The following is a 14,978-nucleotide window of genomic DNA, read 5'->3' as shown; positions in this document are numbered from 1 at the left end:
ATAAGAAAGTTAATATTTTAAAGATTATTTAATGTTTAAAAGTAATTTTATCATATCCTAAGTGCTACCAATAACTTTATCTCTTTATAACCGGTTTTCTTTTGTTTGAACCAATAAAGAAAGCCTCAGCTTTTACCAACTGAGACTTTCTAATCACTAACTAAAAACAATTAATCTAATCAACTAATATTTTTTTCGTTACCAGTAATTCTGTATCTGTTTGTAATTTAACAATATAGGTTCCGGTACTTAAATTCTTTATGTCGTATTCTGAATAATTTTGTTGTTCAATTGAACTAAACGTGGTTACAGATTGTCCTAACATGTTATACACATTCATTGCGTTTATTTTGATTTGGTGCGGATTGACAATCATAATTTTGTCGATGGTATTAGAATAGAGAACATCTATTGACTTTGCAGTTTGATCTTCTATACTTAAGTCTTCCTGTATACCGAATGTAATTGCAAAACGGTTGAGGTAGTCACCTTCAGTTAAGTAAACATCGTAATTGCCTGTTCTTAAGTTGTGATAAATGCCTAGTGCATTATCATGTAAATAGACATTCATGTCACTAGGAACATTCTCTAAAGCATCAATCATTATCGTATTTATACCATTAGTATTCGTTTTGATACCTATTGGATAACTAGACGATGTTTCAGCCTCATTACTAGCCTGAATTATATAGGCCTCATCATTAATAAGCCAGAACATATCATCTATTTGTTCCTCATTAATTTCGCCATCATAAGCCCAATCAATTCCGGTGGTAGTATGCTCGTCTATAGTTAATAGTAATTGACGACGAATAGTATTTACAGAATTAAAACCAATTCTGAATTTCATTCTTGTATCTTCAGTTTCGGTAGCAGTATTATTGTTGCTTGTTGTGTTATTCGCACTTCGCATAAAAACGGAAGGGTCTCCTTCTTTTTTAAACACGCGTTGACCGTTATTAAAATTAATGGTGCCTGCATTATGTCCATTAACAAAAAAGGCTTGACCAACAGGAATGTAACGTTTTGGTTTTTTTGTAGGCTCACCGTCTGTATCTAAACTTGTAAAATTATTGCCTTTATATGCAGCCGCTACAGCTCCAGAAAAATTGTAAGAGGCATAACCACCTTCATAATCTTGTGACGTATGAGAACCTCCTCCCCAATGATTCCAGAAATACAATGTTCCGCTAATTAATGGTGCTGTATTAGTGGCAACATCTGGACCATTATCTTTAATAAACTGTAAAGCATCTATTGCTGATGGATAAGGATTTCCAACTAAATAATCGCTATTGGCAAGTAATGGAAGGTTGATATCTCCATTATTAGGTTGACCAGAGAATACATAATTTTGAGGTGTTGACACAGAACCAGTTCCAGGGCCTTTCATCGTAAAACCTTCGCCAGGTAAAATAGTACCTGTTCGTCTAATATGTTGCCACGCAGCATAATTATTACTTGCTATGGTACTGTATTTCCAAATCCAATAATCTGCAATTTTAATAGGTTGGGTCGCAGCTCCATTATAACCGGAAGATGAAAAGTTTATCTCTGTTGGCTCATTAGGATTAGTGCCATCTTTTAGAACATCCATAATTCTAAAATTATTGGATTCTGAATTTATACGTTTTACAGGTGACGACCAGTAATTATACGTATAGGTATCTGCTGTTCCTTGTTGATCGCGTTCAATTTTTCCGTTAGAAATGACGTCTAAATCACTATCTAAGGTTTGAATCAATTGGGATTCTCCATCTAAATCTATTTTTCCAGTAAGACCTAAATAATGTGTTATGGTTAGGCCGTTTCCAGAATTGGATGTGGTTTCACCAGTAAGTTTTAACTCATTATCATCAACATATAAGCCAAGAATAGTTCTGTTGTTGTCTTTTTGTGCTGGTAGAAGCGAATTATCTAGGGTGACATTGTGCGCTGTTCTTACAATATTCCAATCTATAGTTTTATTCGAGTCTACAATAGATGTTGAACCGGGTATGTATTGTAAATTACCAAAAGACCATGTTGTATTATTATCCCAGTCACCATTTTGTTTTGATTTGTATGGTATTGGAGCTGTTTCTTCGTCGAGCGTAAGTATTTGTTTCAGAAGTCCATTATTATTCTTTCCAGAAGCATCAATGGTGCTTTTATAGGTGAAATTGGTCATCGGATAGTACGCTGCTAAATCTGACCAAGGTATTGTGTTAATTTCGTTTTTAGTCAGTGAAATCGGTAACTCTTTCCCGATTACTTGTCCTGAATCATTAGCAATTTCTTGATTCATTATAAAACGCAATTGGTCTTCGGTTAAGAAGGTGTTCCAAATACGAACTTCATCTATATGGCCTTTAAAATGTTGTACTGGTGTGTTTTTTCCTGCAGCTGCGATAAAAAATGATGCATCTGTGGCAATAGGAGCTGTAGCTTCGGAAGTATTATCTAAAACACCATCAATGTAAATTGATACGACAGAGCCGTTGTATGTAACAGCAATATGATGCCATTGATTCGCAGGAATACTAGTGTAGGAGGTGAGCGATTGACTGTTATCATTTTTCCAATTAATGTTAATAGTATTGGTATTTGTAAGCGTTAAGTCGTAACCTTTAGTAAATGCAATATCTCGTTTAGAAAGTATAGAAGCGTTATTTGAATTGTCTGCGTTGTGTTTTATCCAAGCAGAGATTGTAAAACCATCTGGATTTAAATCTAAAGTATTTTGCATATCAATATAACTGTTAGAACCGTTGAAATAAATAGAGCGTTCAGCAGTTATAACAGGCGAAAAAACAAATGTGATATAGATTGTATCTAAAACATTGAATTCTGTTTCTAAATTATTATCGTCGTTTAACCTTAGAGTTTTGAATTCGAGATTAGAATCGAAGTTGTCTGAATCAGATATAAGCATATAATAGTCACCATTAGTGGCGGTGTTATTAATGGCTTCTTGTGGGATTGAAAGCCGTAATGTTGGTGACTCTTCACTAAGCTGAACAAATTTCCAAATGCGTTGAAGAGCAGTATATGAAACAGGTGTTGTGATATCTGAATTAATGTCAGCACTTAAGTTAATCGTAACAGGTGACGCTATTGTATTTAACTGAGCACCGTTATTTCCCCATAATATGGAGGGTGTGTTTGTGGTGAAATTATTGTTGTCTGTAGTATCGTGATCTACTGAGCTTATGGTTAGAATATCGTTATGAGGTCTATATGCCATAGGACTGTTTGTATTAACGGGATGATACATACTTATATAGCCGTTATTACTTATAAAAGCGCTGTTATGGTTGTAATTGTCTAAAAGCGACCAATTTAATAGGCCACTTTTCGTAGCTTCTACAATATCTATCTGCTGCGCATAACTAGACGTAAGAACGATACATAAAAGATAAAAGACCAGCGTAATTTTTTTCATCAGATTTGGGGTTGAATGAAATAATTATGGCGCTAATATAGAATAAATTTTGAATAAACATCCATAAAGCGCAAAAAAATCGGATGAAATGCTATTTTTGTTAAAGTTGTCAGGTTTCTGATATTGTGATATATTATTGTTTTAATCTAAGAATAATTACAGAATTTTAGTTTTTTAGGATGTGAATATCTGAGGAATTTGTCTTGCCAATGGAGTTTGTTACCTATAACTTGTAAGTTGCGATATTCCAGTTGTCTTATGGATTTTTGTCATGAGCATAAAAATTAAAGTCGTAAAATGAAATTTTGATATATAAGTTTAAGCTCTAAATATTGGCTACCTTAATTTGAGGATAAATTTGGATAATATGTTTATACCAAGTGATTTCTTTATAACGAATGGATGTAATCTTGGAAACTTTACTGTAAAGTAAATTCGAATTAAATTGTGACAATACGTTATGTTATAAACAAAAAGTTAATTACAAATATACTTCTCAATCATATATTTTGTTATTGGTTTTAGGGTTTTACCTGTTTCAGGATGTAAACCTAATGTTGTAAAAAATTCTAAATTTTTATTCTCATTTTTTCCATACCATAATAATGCCTCGCCTTTGGGTGTAAAAAAGGTATAATCGCATGACGGTTTTACTTTAGTAAAGAATTTAATTCGTTCTTCTTTGTATATTTTCAATTGATTAAGGTTATATTTTTCAGTGTCAAAATCGACTTCAATATAATGATTGCCTTTCCACACCATCCATCTTTGCTTAGTTGCTGAGTGAAATATAAAGACTCCAATAATTACTATAAAAGTGACAAACAATGTAATCTTATGTTTTTCAAAGAATGTTAAAGAATGTATATCTGAACTGGGGGCTTCATAAGAATTGATTTTAATATAATTAGCGTAACTCGTAAACCCTAAGTAGTGACTTAAAGCCTCTGCGGCATGAGCTCTTAAGTAAATTTTATCTTCTGTATTATTAAGAATCTTATTGTAATTATCGCGTAAAACCCGTTCACCATAAGGTGTTTTACTGTCTTCAACTATAAAATCGGACAAATGTGTTGCTAAGTGAGTTAACTTTTCCGATCCAGTATCTTCTTTAGCTTTATTAAAAGCTTCTTTAAGTAATTTTCTATGCATAAGCCTGTATTATGTGGTATGTAAAGCTACTAAAATGACATGGAATTATTATGGAATTTCTTTTCCAGAACTTTTCCAATTTGTTTCCATCGATTAAAAATCAATCGTTATTAATTTGTTCTAGAATCAAGACCTTAAGGTGTCATATGACATAAAAGCATTGATTTTTATACTGAATGAATTGACGTAAATAGATTTTGCGTTAAAGGAAGGTTCAACCTTTTACGTCGCTTCTTCATACTTCCTTTTAAGAGGATATGTCCTCACATTTTTAGCAGTGTTGCCTTGCTCTAAAGTTTCTGAGAATATCTCGGACGGCCACACTATTGTTCAATTTTTAATCCAAGTAAAATGAAAAAAAAGTTTCTTTTAGTTATCACGTTTTTTACAGGTGTTGTATTTATATCATGTAATCCAGAAAGTATTGAAGAACCCGTAACACCAGTGGCGTGTTGTGGTGAAAGTGGAGAAATTCCTCCGCCACCGATTCCACCAACTGATACTGGAGGATAAGAATTAAAATCTTAGTATTTTAGAGGAATGAAATTAATATCTACTTCGTTCCTCTTTTTTTGGTTTTATATCGGCTTATTTCTATTGGTATCGCAAAAGAAGGCTTTTGGACAAACATATCATGATAGCATTTCGCATTATTCTAATTTAGTGTTACAACCACAGAATGCCGAAGACTTATTTAAAGCTGAGGACTTTTTTAAAATACATTATAAAAAGGCTGTAGCTACAGACAATACAAATGAAACTATTTATTATTTGTATTATTTGGCAAGTATCAAACTTAAGCAAGGTGCTTATGATAGCAGTGAAGACTCTGCTGTTAAAGGTCTTAAGATTATAGATGGTATAGAGCCTACTCCTTTTGTATTAGGCACACGGAAGAGTTTCTATAATTTATTGGGAATCCTTTATAATGAAGAGCGGAATAAAGAGAAAGCTCTTGAACTTTACAATGAGACCTTGAAAATGGCAAAAACCACTGCAGATAGTGCTATTGTTTATAATAACATCTCAATTGTACATAAAAACTATAAGGATACAATTAGTGCTAAAACGGAATTATTAAAAGCATTTCATTTAATACCACGAATAAAAGATACGCTGACCCATGCCATGATTTTGGATAATTTAGGAATACTTCTTAAAAATGATTCTACAGGGTTACCGCTGCTTAAGAAGTCCTTAGCGTTGAGGGAACTAAAGCAAGACAGTTCGAAACTATTTATTAGTCATGCTCATTTGGCAGAACATTTTAATAGTATAGGTGATACGTTGCAATCCAAACAGTATGCTTTAAAAGCATTAGATTTTGCTGAAAACTTAGGTTCTGCGTCTTATAAAAACCGAGCGCTTGGTTTACTCACAGCGATAAGTGATGATGATTATGCTCGGTCATTTAAACGCTTGAATGATAGTTTGCAAAAGGTAGAACAAGAGGCGACAAACAAATACGCGATGATTCGGTACGATGTGTCTAAAAAAGAAGCCGAATTACAAGATGCAAAGAAGCTAAAAGAGCGTATTGTCATTGTGTTTGTATTTATAGTTCTTGTGATTGTATTTATTCATATTTATCAGCGATTTAAACATAAAAAAGAAACCCTGTTAGAAGTTTATGAAACCGAACATCGCATTTCTACACGTATTCATGATGAGGTGGCGAATGATTTATTTCATGTGATGACCAAGTTAGAACATCAGGATCATATAGGTGAAGATTTAAAAACAGAACTACATTCGTTGTATCATAAAACAAGAGATATTTCAAAAGAGCACGATGTTATTAACAGTGATCGCCCATTTATTTTTAATGTAGAAGAATTGCTTGAAAGTTTTAATGATGCGAAAACCAACATCATTGTTAAAGGACTTTCTAATATGACTTGGGATAGTGTTTCAGAACTCAGAAAAACAACGCTATATAAGGTGTTGCAAGAATTGTTAATTAATATGCGAAAGCATAGCGAGGCGTCTATTGTTGTTATTGTATTTAATAAAACGCATAAAAAAATTCATGTAAGTTATAGTGATAATGGTATAGGAACTGTGTTAAAAAAGGGTTCTGGACTTCAGAATACGGAAAACCGTATTGAAGCTATTAATGGAACTATTACTTTTGAATCGGAACCAAACCAAGGGTTTAAATCTAAAATCACTGTTTAGTAATGTTTAAAAATGTATTAATTAATGACGACCATGATGCTATTCTCGCGAGTATTGCTACAGTACTAAAGGGGTTACATGTAGCGACTATAACGCCTTCTCAATATTGTGATGAAGCGTATTTGAAACTTAAAAAAGCAGATTTAGAAAATACTAATTTTGATTTGTTAATTACAGACTTGTCTTTTAAGAAAGATCATAGAACCACTCACTTAGAGACAGGCGAATCGCTTATAGCCATGATTAGAGCAGAGTTTCCTGATTTGCCGATTATCGTATATTCTATGAAAGATCAACTTCAGAAAATACGTAGTTTGGTTAAAACGCATAAGGTTAATGCCTACGTTTGTAAGGATCGTAACGGTTCTATGGAATTAGCAGATGCCATACAATCTGTTTCTAAAGGTTTAACTTATGTGTCTCCACAAGTCAAAAAAGCATTACAGCCAAAGTCTCAGTTAGAAATTGATGACTATGATGTTACCTTATTAAAAATGTTATCGCAAGGCCGTTCTCAAGATGAGATTAGTAGTAGCTTAAAGTCACAAGGTATTATGCCAAGTAGTTTGAGTACTATTGAAAAGCGATTAAATAAACTTCGAGTGCAGTTTAAGGCTAATAATGCTATTCATCTTGTGGCTATTTCTAAGGATTTAGGTTTGATTTAGAATTGCTTAAGACATAAAAAAAGCCAGTCTAAACTTAATTATAATATTGTAGGGGATACTATATATAGTGTGTCTGGTGATAAGAGGTGACTTTGATAAGGTTGCCTCTTTTTTGTTGAATTAGGGTTTAATTGCTTGCTTGTTGGCAGATAGGCTCTCCATTTGATATTATAGTACTGATTAATATAATAGGTTTCGACTGCGCTCAACCTGACATTACAGTGGTAATTATCAAGTTTCGACTGCTTGCCTATCAGTAGATAGGTGTTTAATTACAGGCTATAGTGCTGATTAGTTTTCTATTGTAGGTTCCAAATTAAGGGTAAAATATAATAGACAATGAAGGTAACTAGGACTATTGAAATGACATTCATCCAAATGCCTTTCTTTACCATATCCTCAATTTTTAAATAACCCGAACCGAAAACTACTGCATTAGGAGGTGTAGCCACAGGCATCATAAAAGCACAGGACGCAGCTAAGGTTGCACTCACCAATAAAATATACGGATGAATATTTAGTACGGCTGCTAAAGCGACTAATACTGGTAAAAGCATCGCTGTTGTGGCAGTATTGGATGTTATTTCGGTTAAGAAGTTAACTGCAGCTATCAGTACAAATAGCAATACAATAATGGATATTCCGATTAGGGATGTTAGCTGATTTCCTAGCCATGCTGCCAATCCGGTAGTTTCAAATCCGCTTGCTAATGCCATGCCTCCTCCAAACAATAATAGGATGCCCCAAGGTAATTTTACAGCATCGGACCAAGTTAATAGTGCTTGATTATTGTTGCGATTCGGAATTAAAAACAAAATTAATGATGCTATAATGGCAATTATAGTATCGTCTATGGCTGGTACCCATTTTGTTAGTACGAAGGATCGGCTAATCCATGCTATTGCTGCTATTAAAAATATGATTAAGACTGCTTTTTCTTCATAAGATATCTTCCCTAAAGCTTTGAGTTGATTATCGATTTCTTTGATGCCTCCAGGAAACTCTTTCTGTTCAAATTTAAAAGCAAAACGGGTGAGGTAAATCCAGCATATTACTAATAAAACAATACTAATAGGGAAACCAAACATAAACCATTGTGCGAATGTTATTTCGGTGTTATAGGTGCTTTCTACGACTCCAGCCAATATAAGGTTTGGTGGTGTGCCAATTAGGGTTGCAATTCCACCAATAGACGCACTGTAGGCAATAGCTAGCATTAAGGCCTTTCCGAATATTAAATTTTCGTTCTTTTTGGTGGCTGGATTATCTTGAAGTTGTAATACAATGGCGATTCCTACGGGTAAAATCATTACTGCGGTAGCGGTGTTTGAAATCCACATGGATAATAAGGCTGTCGCAACCATAAACCCTAAGATTATTCGGCTGACGTTGGTGCCAACCACCTTAATGATGTTAAGGGCAATCCGTTTGTGAAGGTTCCATTTTTCAATGGCAATGGCTAGTATAAAGCCACCGAGAAATAAGAAAATGTATTTATGACCGTAAGCTGCTGTTGTTTCGGCAATAGAGATGCCTCCAGATAGTGGAAATATAACAATCGGTAATAAGGCTGTCACAGGAATTGGTATGGCTTCGGTAATCCACCATACGGCAATCCATGCTGTTGAGGCTAATATAGCGTTTGCGGAGTCGTTTAGACCTTCAGGATGTACGTAAAGTTTAATTAGGATAAATAATAATGGTCCTAATACGATGCCGATTTTTTGTTTTGTTGATTTCATTGTAATCCGAAAGGGTATTGTTTGTCGTTACTTAAGGGTTCGGGCTTATGCTATTACAGAGATTCTTTACTTGTGATTTCTTTGTGGAAAGGTATTGTAAATATTTTTGTTTTTTGTTGAAGGTTCTGAAAAAAATGTAGTGGTCGTTTTTTGGTGAATTGGTTTTGTGTTGTTTTGGTTGTAGGAAAAAACTATAGCGAACACGCTTATGACACGGGGATGACACGGGGATGATATGGTTATGATATGGGGATGCTGTTGGTTTTTTTTTTTTTTTTTACGTTCATTTTAGTTCTTGTTGTTTCTATTTGTTTTTATTGGAAGTTGTGAATGCTGTCGCATTTGCCTTGATGTAAAACCCTTCGACTACGCTCAGGATAAATCAAGCAATCCCTATAGTTATCGGGACAAAACGAATTGTTATGAAGTTAGCTACAGACGTCTGTTTTTTTTATGTTCATTTTAGTTCCTGTCGTTTCTATTTGTTTTTTATAGGAAGTCATGAATGCTATCGCATTTGTCTTGACACAAAACCCTTCGTCTACGCTCAGGATAAACCAAGCCAAAAAGTCAAAACGATTTGTTAGGAAATTACTGCGTACCATTCGCTACTGCTTTAATATATAGAGTACTTTATTTTACTCTTATTTCCAATCCTAGATTTAGTAGGTTAAGTTTGATTATTGCTCATTATTTCTGAAAATCGTTGGTTCCGACGTTGTCGGAATGTGGGTGTTGCTTTTTTGTTGGCTTTTGGTTTCTGGGGGTGTATTCGTGTTTTCTCTTTGGTTGCTGTGGGAACGAAATGTTGAATTCTTGGGGTGTCCCCTTGAGGATTGCTGAGAAACAAAATGCATTTTGTTTTGAAAGTAGCGAGCGTAGCTCTTAGGGGTGTTTATTAATCAGTGAGTACTGTTGTATATAAAATTAACGTTCATTTTGTCTTGACACAAAACGAACCAAAAAGTCAAAACGATTTATAAGGAAATTACTGCGTACCATTCGCTACTGCATTGATGTTTTAAGTTCTTTATTTTACTCTTATTTCCAATCCTAGATTTGGTAATTTAATTTTATTTGTTGCTCATTATTTCTGAAAATCGTTGGTTCCGACATTGTCGGAATGTGGGTGTTGCTGTTTTGTGGGCTTTTGGTTTCTGGGGGGTTGTTCGTTTTTACCTAGTAGGTTGATGTGGATATGGGGTTTTCAATGGTAGGATTGTCCCCTAGAGGGGACCTTAGGGGGGGTAATTAATTTGTGAGTGTTGTTGCCTCGGCAAAAGCTCTGTTTACTGCAATATAAAAATTATCGTTCATTTTAGTTCCTGTCGTTTCTATTTGTTTTTATAGGAAGTCATGAATGCTGTCGCATTTGTCTTGATGCAAAACCCTTCGACTACGCTCAGGATAAATCAAGCAATCCCTATAGTTATCGGGACAAAACGAATTGTTAGGAAGTTACCTACAGACGTCTGTTTTTTTACGTTCATTTTGCCTTGATGCAAAACGAACCAAAAGATCAAAACGATTTATTAGGAAATTACTGCGTACCATTCGCTACTGCTTTAATATATAGAGTTCTTTATTTTATTATTATGTCCAATCCTAGATATAGTAGGTTAAGTTTGATTGTTGCTCATTATTTCTGAAAATCGTTGGTTCCGACGTTGTCGGAATGTGGGTGTTGCTTTTTTTTGGGCTTTTGGTTTCTGGGCGAGGTGTTTGTTTTTTCTATGTATTTGAAGTGAAAATTAAATGTTGAATAGTATGGATGTCCCCTTGAGGGGACTTTAGGGGTGTTTTAAGTTCTTTGTGATATGCTTATTTCTAATTCTAGATTTAGTGATTTACGTTTGTCTGTTGCTCATTGTTGCTTCCTTTTTGAGCTTTTGTTTTCTATTGGGTTGGTTTATTTAATTTTTATCTCGTATGGTTTATCTGTAAGGGGTTTTTGTTTTCTTTTTGTGAATTACGGCATTCCGTAAGGAATTGATTTTGAATGGATTTATGTTTGTCATTAAAACTAAAAGACATGAATAAACATTATTTACAATCACAAATCAAATCATCAGGAACTGCTTATTTATGTTGGTTCTTTTTAGGGTGTCATTATGCCTATTTAGGGAAATGGGGATTACAATTTCTGTACTGGTTCACATTGGGCGGAATTGGTATTTGGTGCTTTATAGATTTATTCCATATTCCAACTAAGATAAGTAATCATAATATGATCATTAGTAGTCAGATTTCTGAAATTGAAAAAAATGAAAAAGAAGAAATGCATGCTAATAATATGGCAATGATTAATGCTTCTAAAAATAGCTAAACACTTTTTTTTGTTTGAAAAAAATTATGAAAAGTAGATATATTTTAACTATTGACATTCTACATGTAGTGTTTGACTAAAAAAGGCAATTAGAGATAATTGTTTTTTTTATTTAGGTGTATTACGGTTTTCCGTAAGGATTTAATTATTAATGGATTTAAGTTTGAGCACCTAACTAATTGCTTATTACAAGCCTTATGAATAAATTATATATACTCATATTTTTAGTAGCCATTTTTTCTTGTGAACGACGTTCAACCGAAGATTCTAGTTCTGTAATTGATAAAAAAGAGAAGAATATCGTTTCTGAAGTTGATACTTTAAATGTTGTCCCAAAAACAAATGATAAAAAAAACTATATAGCTAAAGTGAAAATCTATTTAGAAAATACTTTAAGCATGTATGGCTATCTACCAGAAAAAAAGGTGTTAAATACAGATTTTAGAAATGCTGTAAATGAACTAATCATAAACTCTAAAACAAACTACAGCGAAGATAATACAGACCTTTTTCTTATAAATAACACATCAAACAGGTCAGTAAGTATTAAAGATAATTTAGATAACATTGACGAAGAGACTTTAGGGCGACTTTATAAAAAAGGAAGAGGAACTAGTGATTTTGATGAATTATTTAAAAAAATCTTACTTGATTGGAAGAAAGGTGAAATAATAGTGTTTATCGCAGATTTTATTTATTCACCTAAAAGTACAGATGTAGAGACAGGCTTAGATCAATTAAGAATGAATATAGCTAGCGCATTTCAAAATATACCTAGTTCTGAAGCTATAGCTACTAGTATCTTACATTTTGAAAGTACATTTAAGGGAACATATTATGACGTTGATAATACTGAGCGTGAGAGTATTAAAAAAAGACCCTATTATATTTTTATTATCGGGAATGAGGATAATGTAGGTAAATATACAAAGGAAGTTAGTCCCAAATTAAAAAGATATAATCTTAAAAATAATTATCAGATCATCCCTTCGGAAATACAAATTAGAGAGTTTTCAGCACTTCCTTTTACTTTAAATAAAGGACAGTTTGCTTTAAACTCATCAAAGGGCAAAACGGTAACGATAGAAAATGCGTTGAATCAAGGTTCAAGTGTTGAACTAGCTGTTTCTATTAATCTTGATGATATACCTATTTCTGAAGACTATTTAATTGATCTTGAAAATTACACATTAAATACTAACAAGGCTAAGATAGTAGATGTTGGAAAAATAGAAGATAATCAAATACGGTTAAAGGATGGTACTTTAAAAAATATCAATCCAGGTGATATGTCACGTACTGAAAATAGTACACACGTTTTGTTATTGTCTTTACCTAATACTTATAATGGAAATATTGAGATAACATTAGACAAAAATATTCCAAAATGGATAGATAATGTTTCTATTAAAGAAGGTGAAGATGATAGAGATGTTGAAACGAATGTATTAAAGCAATCTCAAACTTTTGGTTTTAAGCATATTGTAGAAGGGATAACTGAAGCTCAAAAAAAGTCAGGAAAAAGTAATCAATACTTTCAAATTACATTAAAAGTTAATCAAGAGAAAGCTAGTACTGGGTTAGGAACCATCGTTAGCTGGTTTATCTTTTTACTAATCTTGTTCATAATTGGAATGATAATATATAAAAATAAACAAAGAAAATAATGGGACAAAGTATAAAATTATTATATGATATTTTTAAAATAAATTCTGAACCATTTTATAAGGATTTATTGAGGTTAGACTTTGCTATTTGGGTGTTTACAATTACTGGAATTATGAGTCTATTGTTTGTGATTCTTTATTATTACGTGATTGATAGACCCAAAACAGCAAAATTGACTATATGGTCGTTGTTTTTATTGGTTGTTTCTATAGTAAGCGCAATTTCAGCTTATATGATAGCTAGTAATACTATTATTGATGATTATTTGTCAATTTCGTCACCAGTGCCAGAGTATTCACAAGATTTAATCTATTTCTCTTTAATAAACTTTTCATTTACTGCACTATTTTTCTTGATATGGTCGTCGCTTTTGAAATGGAAAAGTTCAAATTCATCTCATATCCCTTTTTAAAAATCTAATTATGTCTAAACTATATATTTTTGCAATTGGAGGTACTGGTTCACGAGTTCTAAAGTCTCTAACTTATTTACTAGCATCTGGAGTAAAATGTAACTCAGAAAAAATAATACCTATTATTATTGATCCTGATGCTGCTAATGGTGATGTGAGTCTTACTACAAATATCTTAAGGTCTTATCAGAAAATAAGAAAATCGCTGTCATTTGATAGTAATACTTCTAATCAATTTTTTAAAACAGAAATAGAATCGCAAACGCCTAATTTCAGAATTAAAATATTGAATTCTGATAAAAAATTTAAGGATTATATTGAATTAGCTTCCATGGATAGAACTAATCAAGCGATGACATCGATGCTCTTTAGTGGAAAAAACCTAGAAGCTACAATGGATGTCGGTTTTAAAGGAAATCCTAATATGGGAAGTGTTGTATTGAATCAATTTCAACATTCAGATGACTTTAAAACATTTGCCTCAAGTTTTTCGCAAAATGATCGAATATTTATTGTGTCTTCAATTTTTGGAGGAACTGGAGCTTCTGGCTTTCCACTTCTATTAAAAAACTTAAGAGAGGCTTCTTCAGAACTGGATAATCATCAATTGCTTAAAAACTCAAATATCGGTGCTATTTCCGTTTTGCCTTATTTTGGGGTAAGAAAAGATGAGAATAGTGAAATTGAAAAGTCTACATTTATTTCTAAGACCAAGGCGGCGTTACATTATTATGAACATGGTGTAAATAATGATGTCAATAGAATGTATTATATCGGCGATGATATTAATAGGGATTATGAAAATAATGAAGGTAGTACGTCTCAAAAAAATGATGCCCATTTTATTGAACTAGCTTCAGCAATGGCTATTCTGGATTTTGCAAATGAATCTGTGACAGATCAAAATGAAGTAAGAGAGTTTGGTATAAATAAAAACTCAAAGAATATTAGTTTTCCAGATTTAGACGGAAATACAAAAAATATATTATTTAAGCCTTTATCGCAGTACTACTTATTTAACTTGTATTTAGAGAATAAATTTTCTAAAACATTTGATCAAAGATTCTCAGCAGAATTAGGTTTGAATTCTAATTTTTTAAATACTGAGTTTTATCAAGAATTAAAACGATTTAATAAAGGTTTTTGGACTTGGTTGGTGCAAATGTCTTCAAATGAAAGAGGTTTTTCCCCTTTTACATTAGAGTTAACTAATAGTGAGATATTTAACGCTATTAATGGTATTCCCTTAAAGCGTTCTAATTGGAAAGGTGTAAAAAATTATGAGCGATTCATTGAGTTTTTAAATAAGTCTCTTAAATATGATGAAAGGGGAAAGACCATAGAGGATAGGTTTATAGATATTTTTTACAATACCACTAATTTGTTAATTCAAGAAAAATAGAAAGTT

Annotated in this window: 10 protein-coding genes; 7 read left to right on the top strand and 3 right to left on the bottom strand. The window is 32.7% G+C overall.

The genetic code is table 11. The features are described from left to right. Positions 1 to 175: 175 nt before the first annotated feature. On the bottom strand, positions 176 to 3,424 hold the full coding sequence (locus K1X16_RS01025; protein WP_225034714.1) for a LamG-like jellyroll fold domain-containing protein: 3,249 nt from the start codon (positions 3,422 to 3,424) through the stop codon (positions 176 to 178). Positions 3,425 to 3,901: 477 nt separating this feature from the next. Further along, positions 3,902 to 4,576, bottom strand: coding sequence for a hypothetical protein (locus K1X16_RS01020; protein ID WP_225034713.1), 675 nt, complete (start codon positions 4,574 to 4,576; stop codon positions 3,902 to 3,904). A gap of 351 nt (positions 4,577 to 4,927) precedes the next feature. Between K1X16_RS01020 and K1X16_RS01015 the strand changes: the two genes are divergently transcribed. The 3 genes from K1X16_RS01015 to K1X16_RS01005 are packed head-to-tail and all read left to right on the top strand — an operon-like array spanning position 4,928 to position 7,422. Continuing rightward, positions 4,928 to 5,089: a hypothetical protein gene (locus K1X16_RS01015; protein WP_225034712.1), complete on the top strand. Its 162-nt coding sequence runs from the start codon at positions 4,928 to 4,930 to the stop codon at positions 5,087 to 5,089. Positions 5,090 to 5,116: 27 nt separating this feature from the next. After that, positions 5,117 to 6,754: a hypothetical protein gene (locus K1X16_RS01010; RefSeq protein ID WP_225034711.1), complete on the top strand. Its 1,638-nt coding sequence runs from the start codon at positions 5,117 to 5,119 to the stop codon at positions 6,752 to 6,754. A 2-nt stretch (positions 6,755 to 6,756) separates the two neighbouring features. Next, entirely contained in the window at positions 6,757 to 7,422 is a 666-nt protein-coding gene (locus tag K1X16_RS01005) for a response regulator (RefSeq protein ID WP_225034710.1), read from the top strand. 299 nt (positions 7,423 to 7,721) lie between these two features. Here the strand turns inward: K1X16_RS01005 and K1X16_RS01000 are convergent, their stop codons facing one another. Further along, a complete protein-coding gene (locus K1X16_RS01000; RefSeq protein ID WP_195870555.1) occupies positions 7,722 to 9,164 on the bottom strand; it encodes an SLC13 family permease in 1,443 nt (480 codons plus the stop codon). Positions 9,165 to 11,196: 2,032 nt separating this feature from the next. On the opposite strand from K1X16_RS01000, the gene K1X16_RS00995 reads away from it, so the two are divergent. The 4 genes from K1X16_RS00995 (at position 11,197) to K1X16_RS00980 (ending at position 14,972) form a co-directional block, all read left to right on the top strand. Continuing rightward, positions 11,197 to 11,490 carry a TM2 domain-containing protein gene (locus tag K1X16_RS00995; RefSeq protein ID WP_225034709.1) on the top strand — a complete coding sequence of 98 codons (294 nt, stop codon included), beginning with the start codon at positions 11,197 to 11,199 and terminating at the stop codon, positions 11,488 to 11,490. Between the two features lie 197 nt (positions 11,491 to 11,687). Next, entirely contained in the window at positions 11,688 to 13,157 is a 1,470-nt protein-coding gene (locus K1X16_RS00990) for a hypothetical protein (protein ID WP_225034708.1), read from the top strand. Then, positions 13,157 to 13,570 (top strand): hypothetical protein, encoded by a 414-nt coding sequence (locus K1X16_RS00985; protein WP_225034707.1) that lies wholly within the window; start codon positions 13,157 to 13,159, stop codon positions 13,568 to 13,570. Before K1X16_RS00990 ends, K1X16_RS00985 begins: the two co-directional genes overlap by 1 nt. Positions 13,571 to 13,580: 10 nt before the next feature. After that, complete coding sequence (locus K1X16_RS00980; RefSeq protein ID WP_225034706.1) at positions 13,581 to 14,972, top strand: hypothetical protein; 1,392 nt, start codon at positions 13,581 to 13,583, stop codon at positions 14,970 to 14,972. Positions 14,973 to 14,978: the final 6 nt, after the last annotated feature.

This window comes from Winogradskyella sp. SM1960 (genome assembly GCF_020179375.1).
Lineage (GTDB): Bacteria > Bacteroidota > Bacteroidia > Flavobacteriales > Flavobacteriaceae > Winogradskyella > Winogradskyella marina.
The sequence above is the reverse complement of the archived record's forward strand: the minus strand, read 5'-3'. Positions and strand labels throughout refer to the sequence as shown.